Origin of the sequence: Streptomyces sp. TSRI0107, assembly GCF_001905845.1 — a bacterium.
GTDB lineage: Bacteria > Actinomycetota > Actinomycetes > Streptomycetales > Streptomycetaceae > Streptomyces.
Genome location: NZ_LIVZ01000006.1, coordinates 546,183 through 567,402, shown reverse-complemented (window position 1 = coordinate 567,402; position 21,220 = coordinate 546,183). Strand labels below are relative to the sequence as shown.

The window sequence follows — 21,220 nt, the reverse complement described above, 5'->3', positions numbered from 1 at the left end:
CCGAACAATTTTTGGGAAAACCCCCGTGCCATTCGGCACGGGGGTTTTCTGCGTTTCAGGACGGATTCACCAGCCCGGTGTCGTACGCCAGGATCACCGCCTGGATGCGGTCCCTGGAGCCCGTCTTGGCGAGGATGCGGCTCACATGGGTCTTCACCGTCGATTCGGCGAGGTGGAGGCGGGTGGCTATCTCCGTGTTCGTCCAGCCCTTGCCGATGACCGTAAGAATTTCGCGTTCGCGGTCGGTGAGGGGAGCCAAGCGCGGGTCTCCTGGTTTTCTCTCCGCAGAGGGAGGGCTCCCCGCCGGCAAGTGGTGGACGTAGGCGTCCAGGAGGCGGCGGGTCAGGCTGGGGGCCACGACCGCATCTCCCGTCGCGACCGCACGGATGCCGGAGAGCAGGTCTTCCGGCTGGGCGTCCTTGACGAGGAAGCCGGAGGCTCCGGCGCGGAGGCCGGCGTAGGCGTATTCGTCGAGGTCGAACGTGGTGAGGATCAGGACGCTGGTGCGGCCGCCGGTGGCGATGATGCGGCGGGTGGCCTCGATGCCGTCCAGGCCGGGCATACGGACGTCCATGAGGATGACGTCGGGGTGCAGCTCGGCGGTCATCCGGACCGCCTCCGTGCCGTTGGCGGCCTCGCCGAGGACCGTCATGTCGTCCTGGCTCTCCAGGAGCATGCGGAAGCCGAGGCGCTGGAGGGGCTGGTCGTCGGCGATGAGGACGGTGGTCACTGCGCGGGTTCCTCCGAGGGCAGGTGCAGATGGACGCGCCAGCCGTGTTCGGGTGGCCGGCGTGGGCCGGCCTCAAGTGTGCCGCCGTACAAGGCGGTTCGTTCGCGCATACCGGGAAGTCCGCGGCCGCCGCCCCCGCTGCTGTGGAGGGCGCTGCCCTGGCCCGTGTCGGTGATGGTGACGGTGGCGGCGCCCTGGCCGTCGTACGACATCACGATCTCGGCTGTGGCGCCGGGGCCCGCGTGTTTGAGGGTGTTCGTGAGGGCTTCCTGGATGACGCGGTAGACGGTGAGCTGGCGGCCCGGGGGGAGGTTCGGGGTGCCGTTGACGGTGGTGTGTACGGGGAGGCCCGCGGCTCGGACGCCGTCTATCAGGGGTGCGAGGTCCGTGAGGGCCGGCTGGGGGGTCAGGTCGGCTTCGGGGTGCTGGTGGTCGTCGCGGAGGACGTCGAGGAGGCTTCGGAGGTCGGTGAGGGCCTGGCGGCTGGTGCCGGCGATGGCGTCCAGGGCCTGGGCGGCGCGTTCCGGAGACTTCGCCGCCGCGTAGCGGCCGCCGTCGGCGAGGCCCGTGATGACGGACAGGTTGTGGCCGATGATGTCGTGCATCTCGCGGGCGATACGGGCCCGTTCGGCGGCGGTGGCGAGGCGGGCCTGCTGGTCGCGTTCGATCTCCAGGCGGCGGGCGCGGTCCTCCAGGGCCTCGGTGTAGTCGCGGCGGGTGCGGACCGCGACGCCCGCCAGGACGGCCACGGCGATCGACATCAGCGGGGGAACGATCTCCTGGTCCCAGCCGTTCTGTCGGTGCCGGACGGCGATGAGGAGGACGGGGGCGATGTTAAGCAGGGTCGTCCACCACAGGGTGCGCAGGGGCAGCCGCAGGGCGATGTTGTAGACGACGACCAGTTGGAGCATGGCGGCCTGGAGGGCGGCGCCGGTCCAGGCGTTGACGAGGGCGAACGGGGCCATCGCCAGCAGGACCGCGACGGGGTGGGTGCGGCGCCAGAGGAGAGGGAGCGAGAAGCCCAGGTTCAGGGCGACGATCAGCCAGTCGGGCGCTTCGGTGCTGCGGGCGATGTCGCGCCAGCCGCCGGCGGCGTAGTCCATGACGGCCGCGGTGACGCAGAAGCCGGTCAGGTGGAGGTCCCACGCCAGCGGGTGGCGCCGGTCGAAGGCGCGCACCCGGGCGATCAGGCGTTGGACGTGCTGGGTCAGGGGCTCCGGAGTGGCGGCCTGCTGCGGCATGACGTCCATGGTGCTCGGTGCGGGGCTCATACGTCCCGTCGCTTGAGGAGGAAGGCCGCGGCGGTGAGGACGGCGGCCGTCCAGAGGAACAGGGCCAGGAGGGCGGAGCCCGGGCTTGTCATGCCGGGGGTGGGGTCGGCGTGCGTGAGGGTTTCGAGGGCCTTGCCGGGGAAGTAGCGGACGGCGTCGTCGACGACGTCGTACGGGAGCATCCTCAGGACCTCCGGGAGGATCATGACGACGCCGATCAGGACGCCGACGCTGGTCGGTACGGAGCGGATCAAGGCGCCGATGCCGACGGCGAGGACGGCGATGAGGGCGAGGCCGGCGGCGTTGCCGACGAGGGCGCGCAGGACGCCCGGGTCGGCGAGGGAGGCCTCCTTGTCGGTGCCGGTGAGGAAGGTCTGGACGAGGGGGAAGGTGACGAGGTTGGTGGCGAGCGCGGTGAGGAAACCGACCGCGCCGAGGATGGCCGCCTTGGACCACAGGACGGGCAGGCGGGCCGGGACGGCGGCCATCGTGGAGCGGACCAGGCCGGTGGAGTGCTCCTCGGCGGTGCTGAGGATGCCGAGGACGCCGACGATGATCTGGCTGAACTGCATACCGAGGAGGAGCATGAGGACGGTGTCCAGCTCCGTGGCGTCACCGGACTCGTAGGCGCTGCCGACGGCGATGCCCGTGCCGAGGGTCAGTACGGGGATCAGGGCGAGGTTGAGCCAGGTCGAGCGGAGCGTCCGCAGCTTGTGCCATTCGGCGTGCAGGACGCGGGCCGGGGTGACTGCCAGGGTGGTCATGCCGTGGCTCCTTCGAGGGTCGCGGCGTACTCCACCGCGTCGCGGGTGAGGTCCATGAACGCCTCCTCCAGGGAGGCGGCGCGCGGGGTGAGCTCGAACAGGGGGATGCCGTGGGCGGCGGCGGTGCGGCCGATGTGTTCGGCGTCGGTGCCGCGGACGTGGAGGGTGCCGGGGGTGTCGCCGGTGATGTCGACGCCGGGTGCGGAGAGCAGGCGCGTCAGGGCGGGGGCGTCGGGGGTGACGACCTTGACCGTGCCAGCTCCGGACTGCCGTACGAACTCCGTGACGGTGGTGTCGGCGAGGAGGCGGCCGCGGCCGATGATGACCAGGCGCTCGGCGGTCAGGGCCATCTCGCTCATCAGGTGGGAGGAGACGAGGACCGTACGGCCTTCGGCGGCCAGGGACTTGAGGAGGTTGCGGACCCAGAGGACGCCTTCGGGGTCGAGGCCGTTCACGGGTTCGTCCAGGATGAGCACGGCCGGGTCGCCGAGCAGGGCGGCGGCGATGCCGAGGCGTTGGCCCATGCCGAGGGAGAAGCCCTTGACGCGGCGGTGGGCGACGTCGGTGAGGCCGGTGAGCTCCAGTACCTGGGTGACGCGGCTGCGGGGGATGCCGTGGGTGTGGGCCAGTGCCATGAGGTGGTGGTGGGCGGTGCGGCCCGGGTGCACCGAGCGGGCCTCCAGGAGGGCGCCGACCTGGGTGAGGGGCGCGCGGTGGGCGGCGTACGGGCGGCCGTCGATGGTGGCGTGGCCGCGGGTGGGGGCGTCCAGGCCGAGAAGCATGCGCATGGTGGTGGACTTGCCGGCGCCGTTGGGGCCGAGGAAGCCGGTGACGGTGCCCGGCCGGACGGTGAAGGTGAGGTCGGAGACGACGGTCCTGTCGCCGTAGCGCTTGGTGAGTTCGTGGGCGGTAATCATGCTTCGATGCTGGTCCGTGCGGGGGCGGCGGGCGTCGGACCGCGGGCGGTATTACGGGTGAGGGGCGTAGTACCCGGGTACTACCGTGGCCCGCATGGGTTCTGCCATCGACAGTGAGACCGGTACCGGCACCGGCGGCATCGGCGAGACGTTCGTGGTGCGTGTGGTGCGTGCCGAGGAATGGGCGGCGGCGAAGGAGCTGCGGCTGGCCGCGCTGCGTGACCCGATCGCGCACCTGGCCTTCCTGGAGAGGTACGAGGTCGCCGCGGAGCGCCCCGACGCCTTCTGGCAGGAGCGCACGGCGGGGGCGGCCGAGGGGTCGCGCCGGGCGCGGCAGATCATCGCCGAGGCGCCGGACGGGGAGTGGGCCGGGACGCTGACCGTGCTGGTCGAGGAGGCCGGGACGACCGACTGGGCGGGGTTCCCGGTCGAGCACCGGCAGGGGCATGTCGTCGGGGTCTTCGTACGGCCCGAGTACCGCGGGCGCGGGCTGACCGAGCGGATCTTCGACGCGGCGCTGGCCTGGTCGTGGGAGACCGGTCTGGAGCGGGTGCGGCTCATCGTGCACGAGGACAACGAGCGGGCGCAGGGCCTCTACCGCAAGGTGGGGTTCGCGCCGAGCGGGGTGGTCGTGCCGTTGGAGGGGCGGGAGGACGAGCGGGAGCTGGAGTTCGTCTTCGAGCGGGGTGCCTGACTCCGCCTTGGCGCGGCTTGTGCGGGCAGGTGCCTGGCTCCCCTCGGCTCCGCTCATGCGGGCAGGTGCCTAATCGCGTCAGACGGGCAGCTCGTCCTGTGGCCAGCGGGCGCGGGCCTGTTCGCGGGAGCGGAGCAGGGCCAGCGTCGGCAGGCCGCGGTCCGGGCCGGTGGCCAGGAGGTCCGGGAGCTGGGGGAGTGGGGCCACTGCCGCGATGTCGTCCAGGACGAGGGTCAGTGGTGGGTCGAGCCGACCGGGGGATGACCGTTCGGCCATGCGCCGGCCGTGCTCGACCACGCTTGAGACGAGGGCCGTCAGGAGGGGCATCGCGCCGGGGTCGGTCCTGGGGTCCTCGATGGATTCACCCACCACGTAAAGCGTTCCCCCTTCCGCGATGAAGGAATCCAAGGCGAGCGCATCTGTTCGGTTTGGAGTGCATGCCTCGCGCACGTTGACCGTGGACAGCACGGACAGTGCCCGGCCGATCAGCTCCTGGGCCATGTCCCGCCGCTCGGGGTGCGCGGTGAGCGCGGACTCCAGCTCGCCGGCGGCGCCGGGCGCGGCTTTGGGGTGGGTGCGAAGGGTGCGGACCGCGTCCTGGAGCTGGCTGCCCTGGGCCCAGCGGTGGACGTGCCGGATGGTGCGGCCGTCCACCGCGGCGGCGTGCAGATAGCTGCGCAGAAGTGTCTCGGCCGTGTCGGCGACCGCCTGGTCGATCCTCGCGGTGGGGCGGACGGGGGCGAGCAGGGCCGCCGCCCGATGGACCGCCGTCTGCTTGGTCTCGCAGCCCGCCGTCGGGGACCAGCGGAGGCGGGACGGGGTGTCGCAGAGGTGGTGGGGGTCGTAGAGGAGGGCCGGGCCGAGTTTGGCGCGGGCGTCCTTGGTGTCGGACCAGACGGCCGGGTTGGAGGTGACGACCAGGGCGGGGCCCTCGGCGTCGCGTACCGCTTGGGCGGCGGTGGTGTGGCGGACCTCCCGGGTGGCGAGGAGAAGGCGGTCCCAGGCGGGGCCGGAGGGGTCGGCCGGCTGGCCGTGGCCGTTCCCGTGCGGGGCCGGCATGGGCGGTGCCTCCAATCCGGCCGTATGGGCCGGCGGAGCCTGATTCAGAGGCGCCTGATTCATAGACGCCTGCTCCAGTGGCGTGGAGGCCGGCGCCGGGGCGGGAGCGGACGTGGGTGCCGGTGCCGGTGCCGGTGCCGGTACGGCGGTGGGCTCCGGCTCCCTGCGGGGCGTGGGGACCTCGTAGCGGCTGTCCTCCAGGGGCGCGGGCGTCGGCTCGGCCCGGCGTCTCGCGCGGCCAGCGCGCCAGCGGGCGATCGTGCTCATGACGAACACGGTCAGTACGAGCAGCACCATCAGCTGCCCGATGAACAGCCCCCAGAACAGCCCGTACCCGGAGAGCTGCCCGGCCGGGGTGTCCGGCCAGGCGCCCGGGATGTCGTGCGGCTGGGCGATCAGACTGCGCATGGCCAGGGGCGTACGGGCGAAAGTGACGCCCTGCGGCCAGGCGCCGTGGGCGAACAGCGCGGCGAGCCCGGTGGCCGTCCAGACCAGCAGGGTCATGCCGAGCAGGAACGCGAGTATGCCGATCAGCAGGCCGTCGGGGATGCCGCCCTGGGCGTCCTGACGGCGGTGGTGGTCGTTCCGTGCCATGTCAGGCCACCGTGGACTCGGAGTCGCCGAGGTGGTGTTCCACGAAGGCCGCGGCCCGTTCCTCGGCTTCCATCTCGGCGGCGCGCAGGGCGTCGTCGTCGAGGAAGTCGGCGGAGGACTCGGTCATCGCGCGGTCGGTGAAGACGAGGGGGCGTTCGGTCTCGGTGACCAGGTGCTTGACGACCTGGACGTTGCCGTTGACGTCCCAGACGGCGATGCCGGGGGTGAGGGTCGGGATGATCTCGACGGCCCAGCGGGGCAGGCCGAGGACGCGGCCGGTCGCCCGCGCCTCGTCGGCCTTCTGGGCGTAGATCGTCCTGGTCGACGCCATCTTCAGGATCGCCGCGGCCTCCTTCGCGGCGGCCCCGTCGACGACGTCGGACAGGTGGTGGACGACGGCCACGAACGACAGACCCAGTCGGCGGCCGAACTTCAGCAGCCGCTGGAACAGCTGGGCGACGAACGGGCTGTTGATGATGTGCCAGGCCTCCTCGACCAGGAAGATGCGTTTCTTCCGGTCGGGACGGATCCAGGTGTGCTCCAGCCAGACGCCGACGATCGCCATGAGGATCGGCATGGCGATGGAGTTGCGGTCGATGTGGGACAGGTCGAAGACGATCAGCGGGGCGTCCAGGTCGATGCCGACGGTCGTCGGGCCGTCGAACATGCCGCGCAGGTCACCGTCGACGAGCCGGTCCAGCACCAGCGCCACGTCCAGGCCCCACGCCCGTACGTCGTCTATGTCGACGTTCATCGCCTCCGCCGACTCCGGCTCGGGGTGCCGCAGCTGCTCGACGATGTCGGACAGGACGGGCTGGCGTTCGACGATGCTCTCGTTGACGTAGGCGTGCGCGACCTTGAGCGCGAAGCCGGAGCGCTCGTCGAGGCCGTGGCCCATGGCGACCTCGATGATGGTCCGCAGCAGCGCGAGCTGACCGGTCGTGGTGATCGCCGGGTCGAGCGGGTTGAGCCGGATGCCGTGGTCGAGGGCGGCCATCGGGTCCAGCCGGATGGGAGTTATCCCCAGCTCCTGCGCGATGAGGTTCCATTCGCCGACGCCGTCCTCGCCCTGGGCGTCGAGGACGACGACCTGGCGGTCACGGAAGCGCAGCTGGCGCAGGACGTACGTCTTCTCCAGCGCCGACTTGCCGTTGCCGGACTCGCCGAGGACGAGCCAGTGCGGGGCGGGCAGCTGCTGGCCGTACAGCTGGAAGGGGTCGTAGATGTACCCCTTCCCGGAGTAGACCTCGCGGCCGATGATGACGCCCGAGTCGCCGAGGCCGGGCGCGGCGGTCGGCAGGTAGACGGCCTGGGCCTGGCCCGTGGAGGTGCGGACCGGCAGGCGGGTCGTCTCGACCTTCCCGAAGAGGAAGGACGTGAAGGCGTCGGTGAGGACGGACAGCGGGTCCCGCATCAGGTCCTACCTCCGGATGCCGGTGGCGAAGGGCAGAGTGTTCACAAAGGCGCGGTGATGCTCGCGGTCGCACCATTCCAGTTTCAGATACGACTTTCCGGCCGATGCCCTTATCGTCCGCTTGTCGCGGGCCAGGGACTCCGGATTGCGTGAGGAGACGGTGATGTAGCCGACGAGATTCACTCCGGCGGCGCCGCTGGCGAGGTCCTCGCCGCGCTGGTCCAGGCGGTTGTGGGCGGCGATGTCGCGCGGGTCGACGGTGCGGTTCATCTTGGCGGCGCGGGACGCCTCCGCCTCGTCGTTGGTCTTCTCGGTGAGCATGCGTTCGATGGCGACCTCGGTGGGTTCGAGGTCCATCGTCACCGCCACGGTCCGGATGACGTCCGGGGTGTGGACGAGGAGCGGGGCCAGGAAGTTGACGCCGACGGGCGTCATCGGCCACTCCTTCACCCAGGCCGTGGCGTGGCACCAGGGGGCGCGGGTGGAGGACTCGCGGGTCTTCGCCTGGAGGAAGGTCGGCTCCATGGCGTCCAGCTCGGCCGGCCAGGCGTTGCGCTTCGTCATCGCCTGGATGTGGTCGATGGGGTGGTCCGGGTCGTACATGGAGTGGATGAGGGAGGCGAGCCGGCCCTGCCCGAGCGGCTGCCGGACGCGGATGTCCGCCTCCTGGAGCCGGGAGCAGATGTCCGTCAGCTCACGCGCCATGACGACGGCGAGCCCCGCGTCCCGGTCGACCTTGCCGCCGTGCGGGCGGGCCGCGCGGGCCATCGCGTGGGCCTCGGCGGCAAGTTCGCGGGTGTAGTGCATGCAGGCGACGAGGTACGCGCGGTGCTGCTCGCTGCTGGTCGACACCATCGACTGGAGCTGGTCGTACGACTGCTGCAGCCACGGCGGCGCCTTGTCGTCGCCGCGGACGGCGACGTCCTTGGCGTGGGCGTCCGGGTCGGCGGGGAGGGTGCGGGCCAGCATCTGCAGGCGGGTGACGAAGCCGTCGCCGTTGGCGACGTGCTTGAGCAGGGTGCCGAACCGGTCGACCAGGGCCTCCTGGTCCTCCGAGTCGCGCAGGCCCACGCCGGGGCCCTCGATCTCGATGCAGGCGGTGACCGTCTTGCGGTCCGCGTGCAGGAGTACGGCGATCTCGTCGGGCCCGAAGGGGGCGGACAGCCAGGTGATGCGGCCGATGCCGGGCGGCGGCCCGACCTCGACCTCCCGCCCGTCGAGCCGGGTGCCGGCCTCGACGGCGCCGGAGCGGTAGGTGGCGCCGGAGCGGAGGGTGCGCTTGTAGCTGCGGTTGATCTCGAACCACTTGTAGAACGTGCGGTGCTTGTACGGCACGTAGACCGCCGCCAGCGCGAGCAGCGGGAAGCCCATGAGCAGCACGATCCGCAGGGACAGGACCGGGACGAGGAGCCCGCACATCATGCCGAGGAACGCGCCCGCGATGATCAGCGCGATCTCGCCGGTCTCGCGGTTGCGGCCGACGATCGCGTTCGGCCGGGCGCGGCCGATCAGATATGTACGGCGGGGCGTGACCGGATGGGACAGATGGGACTCGGTCGTCAACGCCCTTCACCTCCCGTGCGGTTGGTACTGCTGTTGCGGGTGTTGCTGGCGTGAGGCGTGCTCACCGGGCTCGACGAGCGCGGCGGGGGTGCGGCGGAGGGGACAGATCCGCCGCCACCGGTCGAGGTGCGCGAGCTGTGCGCGGCGACGCCGCCGGACGCGGTGTTGGCCGGGCGGGGGGAGCTGCTGCTCGCGCCCTGGCCGCCGTTGTTGTCCGCGCGGGAGCTGTGCGTCTTGATGCCCTGGGCGACGAGCGTCGCCGGGCTGCTGATGACGGCCGCCGCCTTGCCCTCGGCGCCGCGCATGATGCGGTTGTTGCGGGAGCCGGCGATCTCGTCGCCGAAGCCCGGGACGAAGCGGTAGATCATCGCCGAGGCGAAGATGGCGAGCAGGATGATCGCGAGGCCGGAGACGACCGCGGAGAAGGCGTCGGGGCCGTCGTCGGCGGAGAGCGCGCCGGCGAGGCCGAGGACGATCACGATGACGGGCTTCACGAGAATGACCGCGATCATGATGCCCGCCCAGCGGCGGACGTGGCCCCACAGGTTCTTGTCGACCAGGCCGGCGTAGACGACCGTGCCGAGCAGGGCGCCGACGTAGAGCAGGGCGGCGCGGATCACGAGCTCCAGCCAGAGCACGCCCGCGGCGAGGATGCTGACCAGGGAGACCACGATCAGCATGATCGGGCCGCCGCCGATGTCGTCGCCCTTCTCCAGGGCGCCCGAGAAATTGCCGAAGAACGTGTCCGTCTGATCGCCGGTCGTCTTCGCCAGGACCTCCGTGATGCCGTCCGTCGCCGAGACGACGGTGTACAGGATCAGAGGGGTGAAGGCGGAGGCGAGGACGGTGAGCCAGAGGAAGCCGATGGCCTCGGAGATGGCGGTGGTGAGGGGGACGCCACGCACCGCCCGCTTGGCCACGGCCAGCAGCCAGAGGAGCAGGGTGAGGATCGTCGACGCCGCGAAGACCACCGCGTACTGCTGGAGGAACTTCGGGTTCGTGAAGTCGACGTTCGCGGTCTCCTTGACGGCCTCGCTGAGCTTGTCGATCGTCCAGGACGCGGCGTCGGCACAGCCTTGGGCGAGGGAGGAGAGGGGGTCGAGGGTGGAGGTGGGGTCGAGGGTGGGGGAGTTGCCGGTGCGGCTGGAGCCGCCTTCGCCTCGTTCGCAGTAGTCCTTGGCGGGGCCGTGGATCAGATCGCAGGGATCGTTGCTGGGCGAGGGGGACGCTGAGGGCGTGGCGGACGGAGTCGGCGTGGGAGAGGGTGCGGCGAAGGCCCGCGCGGTCGCGAGCACCACGCTGGTCTGTACGGCCGCCATTACGGCGGTCAGCTTGAGGACGCGGCGCCTACCGGGCATACGTGAACCCTCCGTACTCCTGGACGGCCTTCGCCATCTCGTCGGCGCTGGAGGCCCGGTCGTCACCCGGGACGGGGGCGGGGCCTTCCTTCTGGGAGTGCGTGACGATCTTCCAGTCCTCGGCGGTCCACTCGAGCTGCATGGTGATGGTGAACCAGCTGTTCGTGACGGGCGTCGTCGAGTTCTCGCCCGCGAGGCCGAGCAGGCCGCTGCACCAGACCTCCACCGTGGCGGTGCTCGGCGATTTCTCCGTGACCTTGGTGCCGATCGGGCTGGTGCGGGACACGAAGCTGTACCCCTTGGGCGTCGTGCCGTCCTCGTTCAGGCCCACGTTCTTGTTGAACGCGGGCGTGTAGGCCTTGTCCAGCGTCGCCTTGAAGTCGGCGACACGCGAGGGCGTGATGATGCCCTGCAGGATGGCGTCCCGCTTCGCCTTGTCGAACATCTCGGCGGAGCCGAGGGCCACCGCATAGTTCGCAGCAGCACTCTGCGCCCCCTGCTCATCCTGGGCGAACCCCGTCGGGATCCCGCCGGCCTTCGTCGTCACAGGCCTCTCCCCGCTGGCGGCCGTGGACGCCGGCTGGGGTTTTTCCGCGCCCTCCGCCCCGGCGGGGGACTCCTCGTCGCCTCTGTTCGCGAAGGCGATCGCCGCGATGAGGAGGACGACGACGCCGACGACGGTGACCAGGCTGCGGGAGGACGAGCGGCCGCCGCGGCGGGCGCCGCCGTAGGGGTCCGCCTCGGGGAGGCGGGTGCGGGTGTGGCCGGTGCCGCCGTAGCCGCCGGAGTCCGGCGCCCCGTGCTCGTCTCCGAGACTCATGCCGCGTCCGCCCCCTCGACGTCGTAGCGGAAACCCTCGTACTGATTGAACGCGTAGATGTACGACGGTAGCCGTGCTGGTTCCCGCGCGGGCGCGGTGTGGTGACTCGACATCAGGGAGACGCAACCTCAGCCGGTGGGCACGACGGGCGGGTGGGGGTAGGGGTACCGGGCGTGCCCGGAGCGGACTGGGCGCGCCCGAGGCGGGCGGCGGCGGGCCGGGTTACACGGCCATGCCGTACACGATGGTGAAGAGCGTGCCGAGGGATCCGATGATGAAGACGCCCGTGAGACCGGCGATGATGAGGCCCTTGCCCTGTTCCGCGCTGAAGGTGTCGCGGAGCGCGGTCGCGCCGATGCGCTGTTTGGCGGCGCCCCAGATGGCGATGCCGAGACAGATGAGGATGGCGACCGCCATCACCACCTCGATCATCACCTTGGCCTCGTTGCCCAGGCTGCCGAAGGGGCCCCAGTCCGGAGCGATCCCGCCGATAATGGTGTTGATGTCTCCCTCGTCGGCCGCAAAGAGCATTTAAGTCACCGCCCCTGTTGGGTAGTTCCGCAGTCCCCTGCGGTGCGCAGAGGTCAGGCCTCATTCTCGCCGACAATGCCGCGCTCGTATGTCGACTTGGCGTCATTGCCTGGCGGGTTTCGTACGAATACCTCGTATGGTCACTCTGTGTATCACGAGCGGTAACGCCGGGCAATGAAGCGGGTGCGAAACCTGGGGTGTGGTTCCGTCGTTGTGTCACTTTTGGTGACTCGGCCGGTTTCTGACGGATCGACGGGTTGCGTCTCCGAGTGAAGGCTAGTGGAGGCTATCGGGGTCGCAGGCCGTGCAGCAGGTGGTGGACCAGTTCGCCGACGCCGGTCAGGGCGGTCTCGGGCGGGAGGTGGCCGGTGGCGGTGAAGCTGGCGACGCCGTGCAGGCTGGCGCCGGCCAGGAGGACGATGTGCTCGGGGTCGCCCGGGACGATCTCGCCGCGCTCCTGGGCGTCCGTGATGATCCGGAAGAAGGGTTCCTTCGTGCGGGCGATGGCGGCGGCCAGCCCCTGGGGAATGTCCGGATCGTGTTTGCGGGCGTACATCAGCTCCAGCAGCGCCGGGTTGTCGACGGTGAAGCCGAGGTAGGCGCGGGCGAGCGCGGTGAGCCGGGGTTCGAGCGGCAGGTCCGGGTCGTCGGCGGCGTCCATCGCCTGGGCCATGCGCTGGAAGCCGTTGAGGGCGAGCGCGTCGAGCAGGGCCTGCTTGTCCTTGAAGTGCCGGCCGGGTGCGGCGTGGCTGACGCCGAGCTCGCGGGCGAGTTCGCGGAGGGAGAGGGTGGCGGCGCCCTTCTGGCGGAGGGTGCGTTCGGCGGCGGAGAGCAGGGCGGAGCGAAGGTCTCCGTGGTGGTAGGGGCGGGCGCTGCTCTCGGGGTGGGACATGAGGGTCATCGTATCTCGATGTTGGCGCTGACAGCTTTGTTGTCACCATCATCATTGTTGTCGTTGACAGCATTGTTGTCGGTGCCTACTTTGGGGTCATGGCTACTACGAGCAAGCCGGCCCGGCCGGCCAAGTGGAACGCGAGCCGACTGCCCGACCTCTCCGGGCGGACGGTGGTCGTCACCGGCGCGAACAGCGGTATCGGGCGGGTCGCGGCGCAGGAGCTGGCGCGGGCGGGGGCGCATGTCGTCTACGCCGTACGCGACGAGGAGCGCGGGCGCGCGGCCGCGGCGGAGGCGCGCGGCAGTACGGAGGTGCGGCGGCTGGATCTCGCGGACCTGGCGTCCGTACGGGAGTTCGCGAAGGCGTGGGAAGGGCGCCCGCTGGATCTGCTGATCAACAACGCCGGCGTGATGATGCTGCCGCAGCGGCAGACGCGGGACGGCTTCGAGATGCAGTTCGGCACGAACCACCTGGGGCACTTCGCGCTGACCAACCTGCTGCTGCCGTACATCACCGACCGGGTGGTCACGGTCGCGTCCGGCGCCCACCGCTGGCCCGGCGCGGCGATCCATTTCGACGACCTGAACCTGACGGCCGGCTACAACCCGCAGCGTGCCTACGCCCAGTCCAAGCTGGCCAACCTGCTCTTCACGCTGGAACTCCAGCGCCGCCTCACGGAGGCCGGCTCGACTGTCCGCGCGCTCGCCGCGCACCCGGGGTACGCGGCCACCAACCTCCAGAGCCACGCCGGGAACCCCCTGTCCAGGGCCCTCATGCAGCTCGGCAACCGCCTCGTCGCCCAGGACGACCGGGCGGGCGCCCTGCCCACGCTGTACGCGGCGGTGGCGGACCTCCCCGGCGCGAGCTACGTCGGCCCCGACGGACTCGCGGAGATGCGGGGCGCGCCGACGCTGGTGGGGCGGACGGCGGCGGCGAGTGATCCGGTGGCGGCGCGGCGGCTGTGGGATGTGTCGGAGGAGATGACGGGGGTGACGTTCGCGGTGAAGGCGGGGTGAGCCGGGCGGCTCTGCGGGCCCGGTTCGTCTTCAGGGCCGCCCTTCGCCGCGCACCGGGTCGTCGATGTCGATGGTGATGCTCACCCCGAGCGTCGACGTGAAGGTTCCGGCTCGTGCTGAGAGCTCGATGGTGCCGAACGGATTGGCCTCTTCCAGGAAGACCGCCCACACGAGGCCTCGGCCGGGGGTGACACGGCCGAAGAAGCCATCTGAGCCGTGGGAGCCTTCGCCCGCCCACAGGATGTCCCCGCCGGGCAGCTCGAGGGCGGTCAACCCGTCGACGTGTGAGATCAGGTCGGGTTCCTCGGACAGCAGCCGGTCGACGTCGAAGGCCCCTCCGACGCGGAGCCCTGTGGGTTCCTCCGGAGCGACCAGTACCTCGAACGCTCTGCCGTCGGGGAAGTAGAGCCCATCCGCGGCGGGCAGCCCGTACTCCTGCCACAGCCGTTCGATCGTGGACCTGCCGTGCCGCATTCAGGTCCCTCCCCTCCGTCGCGAAACGATTGTCGTGAACGGGAACTCAGTGCCGGGTGCACTTCGTGGCAACTGGCGTGTGTGGCATGGTCGTTTCCCGTGGACGCACTCAGAGACCGGGATCCCGCGCACATAGGTCCCTACACGCTGCTCGCCCGGCTGGGGGCCGGGGGGATGGGGCAGGTCTATCTGGGGCGGTCGCCTGGTGGGCGGCTGGTGGCGATCAAGGTGATCCGGGATGAGATCACCGATCATCCGGAGGCTCTCGCGCGGTTCCGGCGGGAGGTGGAGACCGCGCGGGCGGTGCGGAGTGCGTTTACCGCGAATCTGATCGACGCCTCGTTGGAGGCGGCGCCGTATTGGCTGGCCACCGAGTACGTCTCCGGGCCCACGCTCGCCAAGGCCGTACAGGGGCAGGGTGCCTTTCCCGCCGGCAGTGGGCGACGGTTGTTCGCCGCGTTGGCCGAGGCGCTGGCCGTGGTGCACTCGCACGGTGTGACGCACCGGGATCTCAAGCCGCAGAACGTGATCCTCTCGCCGCAGGGACCGCTGCTCATCGACTTCGGCATCGCGCGGGGCGTGGCGGACACCGCGCTCACCCAGACGGGATTCACCCCGGGCACACCCGGTTATTCGGCGCCCGAGGTGATGACCGGCGGTCAGGTGGGTTCCGCCGCCGATGTGTTCGCTCTCGGGGCGACCATCGCCTACGCCGTGACCGGCCGTCCGCCCTACGGTTCGGGGCCGACGCATGCCGTGTCGTACCGCGTGGTGCACGAGGACATCGACGTCGCCGGGGTCGAGCCGGAGCTGGCCGCGTTGATCGAGGAGTGCGTGGCGAAGGACCCGGACCGGCGGCCGCCGCTGGAGACGGTCATCGCGCGGTGTGCGGTGAGCAGCGGGATCGCCGAGGACCCGTACTACGGGCGCCTCACCGGCAGTGAGGTGCCCACTGTGCCGCGGGATCTGGCTGAGGCCGTCGCGGCCGGGCTGGTGCCGGCCGGGCACGGGGCGCCGGCCGCGCCCGCGTACGCGCCGGCCGTCGGGCCCGCCGCTTCACCCACCGTCGGCCCCGGGTACGTCCCGACCCTCGCGCCCTCGGCGCCGACCGTCGTGCCGGAACGGGCCCGGTCCCGTCGTACGCCCTGGATCGTGGCACTCGCCGTCGCGGTCGTCGTGGGGACGGGTTCGGCCGTGGCCCTGCGGGCGCTGGACGGAGGACACGAGGGGCAGCGGGCCGACGGGGTGTCACCCTCCGCCAGTGGGACGGGAAGTTCCGCGAAGTCCAAGCCGAAGCCGCCGCCCGCCTACATCGAGAACAACAGGGTCTCCCGGGACTACTGGACGCTGTCCGACGATCCCGACGAGGCGGCGTACGGGGTGGGCGAGTGCGCGCTCATCGGCGCCGTCAGCCCATCCGGAGAACTCCAGACGAGTGTGGGCGACGTCGACGATCCCGCCGCCGCGTTCGTCACCCGGCAGGCACGCATCGGCTTCCGCTTCAAGTACGCCGAGAACAAGCCGAAGAAGCCCGAGCCCTACTACGTCTCCGTCGGCGTGAAGCCCCCGCACGAGATCGACCCCGACACGGGCAAGCCGTACGCCGACATCGTGATGGAGAACAAGAACATGGGCTACACCAGCAAGCCCGTGGACATCTACACGCACTGGAAGGACGGCGGCTTCGTCGAGCTGACCTACCCCGACGACTTCCAGAGCCACTTCCAGGGCACCGCTGAGCCGGCGATCCCCGTGGCCAACGACCCGGGGGACTGGACGGTCGTGCTGTACCACGTGGGGAGCAGCCCCACCGACTACGAAAGCATCGGCTGCACCGGATTCCACGTCGAATAGGCCGAAAAGAGGGCTGACTCGGCGGGCGCGCCGTCGAAGCCGCGATGAACGGGTCCGGAATGGGGGAGGGTTGAGCCGTGCGAAAAGTATGGGTGGCCGGTGGTGTCGCGCTCGCGATGGGCCTGAGCTTCGTGATGCTGCTCGTCGTCGGGGTGTACATCGTCGCCGGGAACCTCGTCAACGGCGTGAGCGGCGGCAGCAAGACGCTGGCCAAGGGGTCGGTGCCCGCCGCGTACCAGCCGCTGGTGCAGAAGTGGGGCAACCTGTGCTCCGCCATCAACCCCGCGCTGCTCGCCGCCCAGCTCTACCAGGAGAGCGGGTTCAACCCGAACGCCAAGAGCCCGGCCGCCGCGCAGGGGATAGCGCAGTTCATCCCCGGCACCTGGGCCACGCACGGGATCGACGGTGACGGGGACGGCGACCGTGACGTCTGGGACCCGAATGACGCGATTCCATCGGCCGCGTCGTACGACTGCACCCTCGCCAAGTACGTGAAGGACGTGCCCGGGGACCCCACGAAGAACATGCTCGCCGCCTACAACGCGGGCGCGTACGCCGTGATCAAGTACGGGGGCGTGCCGCCGTACAAGGAGACCCAGAACTACGTCCAGATCATCACCACCCTCGAGGACAGCTTCGCCGCCCCCACCACCCGCCTGGACCCCTCCAAGCAGGCCGCCGGCGCGATCCACTACGCGCAGAAGAAGCTCGGGACGCCCTATCTGTGGGGTGGGAACGGTACGCCTGAGCAGGGGGGACGGTTCGACTGTTCGGGGTTGACCAAGGCGGCGTACGAGAGTGTGGGGATCACGTTGCCGCGGGTGGCCAACGATCAGTACAACGCGGGGCCGCATCCCTCCAGGGAGGAGCTGCTGCCGGGGGACCTGGTGTTCTTCTCGCCGGATCCGTCCAACTCGCGGGCCATCGATCACGTGGGGATCTACGTGGGCGGCGGGTACATGATCGACGCGCCGTACACGGGGGCCGTGATCCGGTTCGATCCGATCGACACCCGTAAGTACTTCGGGGCGACCAGGGTGACCGAGGATGGCGCAAAAGCGTTGCCCTCGGCCGTCTGACGGCAGTCGAGAGCGGCTTGAACCGAGCGTGAGGTGCACCCCTGAGCTGCGGCGATGTGTCTCTCTTCGATAACGTCTGCGTGATCATTCAGTGGATTGTGGAACGCGGAGGCCGGGACCGTGCGTTCCTGTTGACGTAGCCGATTGACCTAGCCCATCGACCTAGCCGATCGATCTACGGACCACGGGGGTGGCAGACGGCGCATGGACGGAGTGCGCCGGTGAGATGACGACGAAGGGGCCGCTGCACCATGGCTGGACTCGCGCAATCCGGGTCGAACCCCGACGTCGAGCTGCTCTACGACATCAATGGCCTGGCCAAGGACGCGCCGCACTGGTTCGACCGGGTCATGGAGTACGTCGGTGAGTACGGGCTGTTGCTCGCCGTCGTGCTGCTCGTGCTGTGGTGCTGGTGGACGGGGCGCCGACGGGCCGGGTCCGCGGAGGAGGCGGCCTCCTCGGTCGCCGCGCTCGTGTGGGCGCCGCTCGCGGCCGGTGTCGCCGTGCTGGTGAACGTACCGATACGCGGGTTCGTGGAGCGGCCCCGGCCGTTCCTGGAGCACGACGGTCTGGAAGTGCTCGTCACCGGGAAGACCGACTACTCGTTCGTCAGTGATCACGCCACCATCACCATGGCCATCGCCGTCGGGCTCTTCGTCGCCAACCGGAAGTTCGGCCTCGTCGGGATCGGGCTCGCGCTGTTCGAGGGGTTCTGCCGGGTCTACATGGGCGTGCACTACCCGACGGACGTCGTGGGTGGTTTCGCGCTCGGCACCGCCGTCGCGCTGCTGCTCTCGCCCGTCGCCATGGCGCTGCTCACGCCGGTCGCCAAGGCCATGGAGCGGTCGCCGCGCGTGGGGTGGCTGATCCGCAAGCGGCCGTCGGCCGACAGCCGGGACGCCGTGATCGCGGGCACCCGCACGGAGAGCGCCGGGGCGGCTGAGGAGCGGGACCTCGCCGCCTGAGGTTCCTGCCCGACCTCACAGCGCCTGCGGGTACGTGAAGAGCCGACCCGGGTCGTACGTCCGCTTCAGCTTCGTCAGGCGCGGGGCCGCGTCGCCGTAGTACGCCTTGCGCCAGCCCTTCAGGGTCGGGTCGGTGTAGTTCTGGTAGGCCGCGCCCGAGGCGTGCGGGCGCATCGCCTGATGGGCGGTATTCAGCCACGCCTGGGCGTCGGTGCCGGACGTGCCCGCCCGCCACGAGACGAGGTACTGGGCCAGCATCCGTGAACGGCGGTGTACGAACGCCGTCGCCGTCGGCGAGACGCGGTTCACCGCGCCGCCCAGTGCCGTCAGCGCGATGCTGCCCGCGCCGCCCCGCACCGAGCCGATCTGGGAGAGCAGGGTCTGGATGCCCGACGCGGAGATCGAGCGGTCGAAGAAGTCGGAGCGGGCCGTGTAGGTCTCCCGGCCCAGCGCGCCCTGCGGGTCGCGGCCGGGGACGTCGCCGGGGAGGTGGCACTGGGCGTCCGAGGTGAAGGAGGCGCAGCCGGCGTATATCTCCATCGCCTCCTCGTAGGAGCGGCGGCGCAGGGAGACGGAGGAGGCGGAGGCGCCCACGCGGTCGGCGAGGCGGTCGACGGCGTTCTGGAGTTCGCCGTATGTGCCGAGGGAGAAGGCGGCGACGGAGACCGTGGGGTTTCCGCCCGCCGACTTGGCGAGGTGCAGGGAGGACCAGATCTCGTCCGGCTGGTCCGGGCCCCACTCCTGCCACGCCTTCACCACCGCCGCCGCCTTCGCCCACGGCCAGGTCAGGTAGCCGGTGACGGCCTGCGGGGCCGGGTGGGTGCGGAAGTGCAGTTCGGTGACGACGCCGAAGTTGCCGTTGCCCGCGCCGCGCAGCGCCCAGAAGAGGTCCTTGTGGTGGTCGGCGTCGGCGGTGATCCGCTTGCCGTCGGCGGTGACGAGGGTGGCCCGGGTGAGGCTGTCGCAGGTCAGGCCGTACGCCCGGGAGACCACTCCGTGTCCGCCGCCCAGGACGAGGCCGGAGACGCCGACGGTCGGACAGGAGCCGGCGGGGATCGTCGTGCCCTTCGCGGCGAGCGCGCGGTAGACGTCGATCAGTTTGGCGCCGGCGCCGACGACCGCGGAGCCGCCGCTCGCCCGGACCCGGCTCAGCTCGGAGACGTCGATGATCAGCCGGCCGTCGCCGGAGGACCAGCCCGCGTAGGAGTGGCCGCCGTTGCGGATGGCGACGCGCATCTCGTGGGCGCGGGCGTAGGCGAGGGCGGTGGCTATGTCGTCGGCGTGGGCGACGTAGGCGACACCGGCGGGCTTCAGGGCGTCGAAGCGAGTGTTGTAGAGGCGGTGGGCGGTGGACCAGTCGGCGTCGCCGGGGCGGATCAGGGTGCCGTCGAGGTCGCGGGCGAGGGCGCCGAGGCTCGCGGAGGCCTTGGTGGTCGTGGTGCGGGCCGTCGTACCGGCGGCGGTGGAGGTGGTGGTGCCCGTGGCCTCCGCGCGGCCGGTGCCGCCGCTGCAGGCCGCCGCCGAGACCGTCGCCGTGAGGGCGGCCGTACCGCCGCCGATGAACGTACGCCGTTCCATGTGCTGCCGCCTTCGCCCGCAACGTGTTGTCGTTGAACGAGACGGGGGCCGCGGGCCGGGGGTTCCACGCGCTGTGGTGCGGGCCGGAGCGCGATACACGATCGGGTACTCCCGGTGGCCGCACGGTGTGGTGTACCTTCCACGCAAATGACCCTTTTGTTCGCCATGCGAGGCCCGCGCTGTCGAACTCACGTGCGGGTTGGAGCCAGGGTTGCCGGGACCTCCATGTGCTCTCCCCGTAAGCATTCCGTGACCTAACCGCACCGACCGCAGGGGTTCACCCCCCGTTCACTTCCGGCCATAGGCGGCTTCACCTGATCTGCCTAATTTCGGCCTTGCTGATGACGGGCGCGACCTCGATACCGCGTCCGTCACACCCAGACTTCGCACGCCGCCGGATTCAGGACGGCGGCTCCCGGAAGGAACTCCCGAAAGTGAAGCTTCAGCGCATGAACCGGCGGGCCCTCACCCTCGGTGCTCTCGCCGTCTCCGGCGCCCTGGCCCTCACGGCGTGCGGCTCCGACGACACCGGCAACAGCGGCGACGCGACGGGCGCCGCCAAGCCCTCCGGTTCGATCCAGTGTGACGACGCCAAGGGTCAGCTGCTCGCAGACGGCTCGTCCGCGCAGAAGAACGCCATCGACGCCTGGGTGAAGCAGTTCGCCGCCGCCTGCCAGGGCGTCCAGATCAACTACAAGGGCTCCGGCTCCGGCGCCGGCATCACCGCGTTCAACCAGGGCCAGGTCGCCTTCGCCGGTTCGGACTCCGCGCTGGACAGCGAGGAGATCGCCGCCTCCAAGGAGGTCTGCGAGGGCGGTCAGGGCATCGACCTCCCGATGGTCGGCGGCCCGATCGCGCTCGCCTACAACGTCCCGGGTGTCGAGAACCTGGTGCTGGACGCCCCGACGATCGCCAAGATCTTCGACGGCAAGATCACCAAGTGGAACGACGCGGCGATCAAGAAGCTGAACCCCGAGGCCGACCTTCCCGACCTGAAGATCCAGGCCTTCCACCGCTCGGACGAGTCCGGCACCACGGACAACTTCACCAAGTACCTGATCGCCACCACCCCGGACAACTGGAAGTACGAGGGCGGCAAGGCCTGGCAGGCCAAGGGCGGCCAGTCCGCGTCCGGCTCCTCCGGCGTGGCCCAGCAGGTCTCCCAGGTCTCCGGCGCGATCAGCTACATGGAGCTGTCCTACGCCGAGGGCATGGACGTCGTCGCCATCGACACGGGCGCCGCCGAGCCGGTCAAGGCCTCCACCGAGGGCGCCACCAAGGCCATCGCCGACGCCAAGATCGTCGGCCAGGGCAAGGACCTCGCCCTGGACATCAACTACAAGACCTCGGCCGACGGCGCCTACCCGATCACCCTGGTCACGTACGAGATCGTCTGCGACAAGGGCAACAAGGCGGAGACCCTGCCCACCACCAAGGCGTTCCTGAACTACATCGCCAGCGAGGACGGCCAGGGCCTGCTCGCCGACGCCGGCTACGCGCCGATCCCCGACGAGATCATCACCAAGGTCCGCACCACCATCGAGGGCCTGAGCTGACCCGAGTGCGCGGCCCGGCTCCCCGGAAGGGGGCCGGGCCCCGCACCGTCCGGTGCACCGCCGCCAGGAGCCGCACGTCGCGTCCGGC

The 21,220-nt window shown here is 70.6% G+C and carries 19 protein-coding genes; 6 read left to right on the top strand and 13 right to left on the bottom strand.

Annotation, left to right across the window (positions count from 1 at the left end; all coding sequences use genetic code 11):
• Positions 1-55 precede the first annotated feature (55 nt).
• Genes AMK31_RS19230 through AMK31_RS19215 form a run of 4 tightly spaced genes read right to left on the bottom strand, consistent with a single transcriptional unit; the run spans position 56 to position 3,682 of the window.
• Positions 56-730, bottom strand: coding sequence for a response regulator (locus AMK31_RS19230; RefSeq protein WP_073941773.1), 675 nt, complete (start codon positions 728-730; stop codon positions 56-58).
• Positions 727-1,980: a sensor histidine kinase gene (locus tag AMK31_RS19225; protein WP_107468655.1), complete on the bottom strand. Its 1,254-nt coding sequence runs from the start codon at positions 1,978-1,980 to the stop codon at positions 727-729. The genes AMK31_RS19230 and AMK31_RS19225 overlap by 4 nt, the downstream gene beginning before the upstream one ends.
• Positions 1,981-1,997: 17 nt before the next feature.
• Positions 1,998-2,765 carry an ABC transporter permease gene (locus AMK31_RS19220; RefSeq protein WP_073941771.1) on the bottom strand — a complete coding sequence of 256 codons (768 nt, stop codon included), beginning with the start codon at positions 2,763-2,765 and terminating at the stop codon, positions 1,998-2,000.
• Positions 2,762-3,682 carry an ABC transporter ATP-binding protein gene (locus AMK31_RS19215; protein WP_073941770.1) on the bottom strand — a complete coding sequence of 307 codons (921 nt, stop codon included), beginning with the start codon at positions 3,680-3,682 and terminating at the stop codon, positions 2,762-2,764. Before AMK31_RS19215 ends, AMK31_RS19220 begins: the two co-directional genes overlap by 4 nt.
• A gap of 94 nt (positions 3,683-3,776) precedes the next feature.
• Between AMK31_RS19215 and AMK31_RS19210 the strand changes: the two genes are divergently transcribed.
• Positions 3,777-4,376: a GNAT family N-acetyltransferase gene (locus AMK31_RS19210; RefSeq protein ID WP_073941769.1), complete on the top strand. Its 600-nt coding sequence runs from the start codon at positions 3,777-3,779 to the stop codon at positions 4,374-4,376.
• A gap of 78 nt (positions 4,377-4,454) precedes the next feature.
• On the opposite strand, the gene AMK31_RS19205 is transcribed toward AMK31_RS19210, so the two are convergent.
• From AMK31_RS19205 to AMK31_RS19175, 7 genes are all read right to left on the bottom strand, one after another.
• On the bottom strand, positions 4,455-6,029 hold the full coding sequence (locus AMK31_RS19205) for a type VI secretion protein (protein ID WP_073941768.1): 1,575 nt from the start codon (positions 6,027-6,029) through the stop codon (positions 4,455-4,457).
• Position 6,030: 1 nt separating this feature from the next.
• Positions 6,031-7,443, bottom strand: a complete 1,413-nt coding sequence (locus AMK31_RS19200; protein WP_073941767.1) for an ATP-binding protein — start codon at positions 7,441-7,443, stop codon at positions 6,031-6,033.
• 6 nt (positions 7,444-7,449) lie between these two features.
• Positions 7,450-9,006: an SCO6880 family protein gene (locus tag AMK31_RS19195; protein ID WP_073941766.1), complete on the bottom strand. Its 1,557-nt coding sequence runs from the start codon at positions 9,004-9,006 to the stop codon at positions 7,450-7,452.
• Positions 9,003-10,364, bottom strand: coding sequence for a hypothetical protein (locus AMK31_RS19190; protein ID WP_073941765.1), 1,362 nt, complete (start codon positions 10,362-10,364; stop codon positions 9,003-9,005). The genes AMK31_RS19195 and AMK31_RS19190 overlap by 4 nt, the downstream gene beginning before the upstream one ends.
• Positions 10,354-11,184 (bottom strand): hypothetical protein, encoded by an 831-nt coding sequence (locus AMK31_RS19185; RefSeq protein ID WP_073941764.1) that lies wholly within the window; start codon positions 11,182-11,184, stop codon positions 10,354-10,356. Before AMK31_RS19185 ends, AMK31_RS19190 begins: the two co-directional genes overlap by 11 nt.
• Before the next feature lie 222 nt (positions 11,185-11,406).
• Entirely contained in the window at positions 11,407-11,715 is a 309-nt protein-coding gene (locus tag AMK31_RS19180; protein WP_006136301.1) for a hypothetical protein, read from the bottom strand.
• A 286-nt stretch (positions 11,716-12,001) separates the two neighbouring features.
• Complete coding sequence (locus AMK31_RS19175) at positions 12,002-12,616, bottom strand: TetR/AcrR family transcriptional regulator (protein WP_073941763.1); 615 nt, start codon at positions 12,614-12,616, stop codon at positions 12,002-12,004.
• Positions 12,617-12,705: 89 nt separating this feature from the next.
• Between AMK31_RS19175 and AMK31_RS19170 the strand changes: the two genes are divergently transcribed.
• Positions 12,706-13,626 (top strand): oxidoreductase, encoded by a 921-nt coding sequence (locus AMK31_RS19170; protein ID WP_073941762.1) that lies wholly within the window; start codon positions 12,706-12,708, stop codon positions 13,624-13,626.
• Between the two features lie 30 nt (positions 13,627-13,656).
• Here AMK31_RS19170 and AMK31_RS19165 read toward each other — a convergent pair whose 3' ends face one another.
• Positions 13,657-14,100, bottom strand: coding sequence for a hypothetical protein (locus tag AMK31_RS19165; protein ID WP_073941761.1), 444 nt, complete (start codon positions 14,098-14,100; stop codon positions 13,657-13,659).
• A gap of 99 nt (positions 14,101-14,199) precedes the next feature.
• On the opposite strand from AMK31_RS19165, the gene AMK31_RS19160 reads away from it, so the two are divergent.
• From AMK31_RS19160 to AMK31_RS19150, 3 genes are all read left to right on the top strand, one after another.
• A complete protein-coding gene (locus AMK31_RS19160; protein ID WP_073941760.1) occupies positions 14,200-15,954 on the top strand; it encodes a serine/threonine protein kinase in 1,755 nt (584 codons plus the stop codon).
• Positions 15,955-16,070: 116 nt separating this feature from the next.
• Complete coding sequence (locus tag AMK31_RS19155; protein ID WP_158074544.1) at positions 16,071-17,033, top strand: C40 family peptidase; 963 nt, start codon at positions 16,071-16,073, stop codon at positions 17,031-17,033.
• A 251-nt stretch (positions 17,034-17,284) separates the two neighbouring features.
• Positions 17,285-17,998: a phosphatase PAP2 family protein gene (locus AMK31_RS19150; RefSeq protein WP_073941758.1), complete on the top strand. Its 714-nt coding sequence runs from the start codon at positions 17,285-17,287 to the stop codon at positions 17,996-17,998.
• 15 nt (positions 17,999-18,013) lie between these two features.
• Here the strand turns inward: AMK31_RS19150 and AMK31_RS19145 are convergent, their stop codons facing one another.
• Positions 18,014-19,576 carry an FAD-binding oxidoreductase gene (locus tag AMK31_RS19145; RefSeq protein WP_073941757.1) on the bottom strand — a complete coding sequence of 521 codons (1,563 nt, stop codon included), beginning with the start codon at positions 19,574-19,576 and terminating at the stop codon, positions 18,014-18,016.
• 434 nt (positions 19,577-20,010) lie between these two features.
• On the opposite strand from AMK31_RS19145, the gene pstS reads away from it, so the two are divergent.
• Positions 20,011-21,132, top strand: coding sequence for a phosphate ABC transporter substrate-binding protein PstS (gene pstS, locus AMK31_RS19140; protein ID WP_073941756.1), 1,122 nt, complete (start codon positions 20,011-20,013; stop codon positions 21,130-21,132).
• Positions 21,133-21,220: the final 88 nt, after the last annotated feature.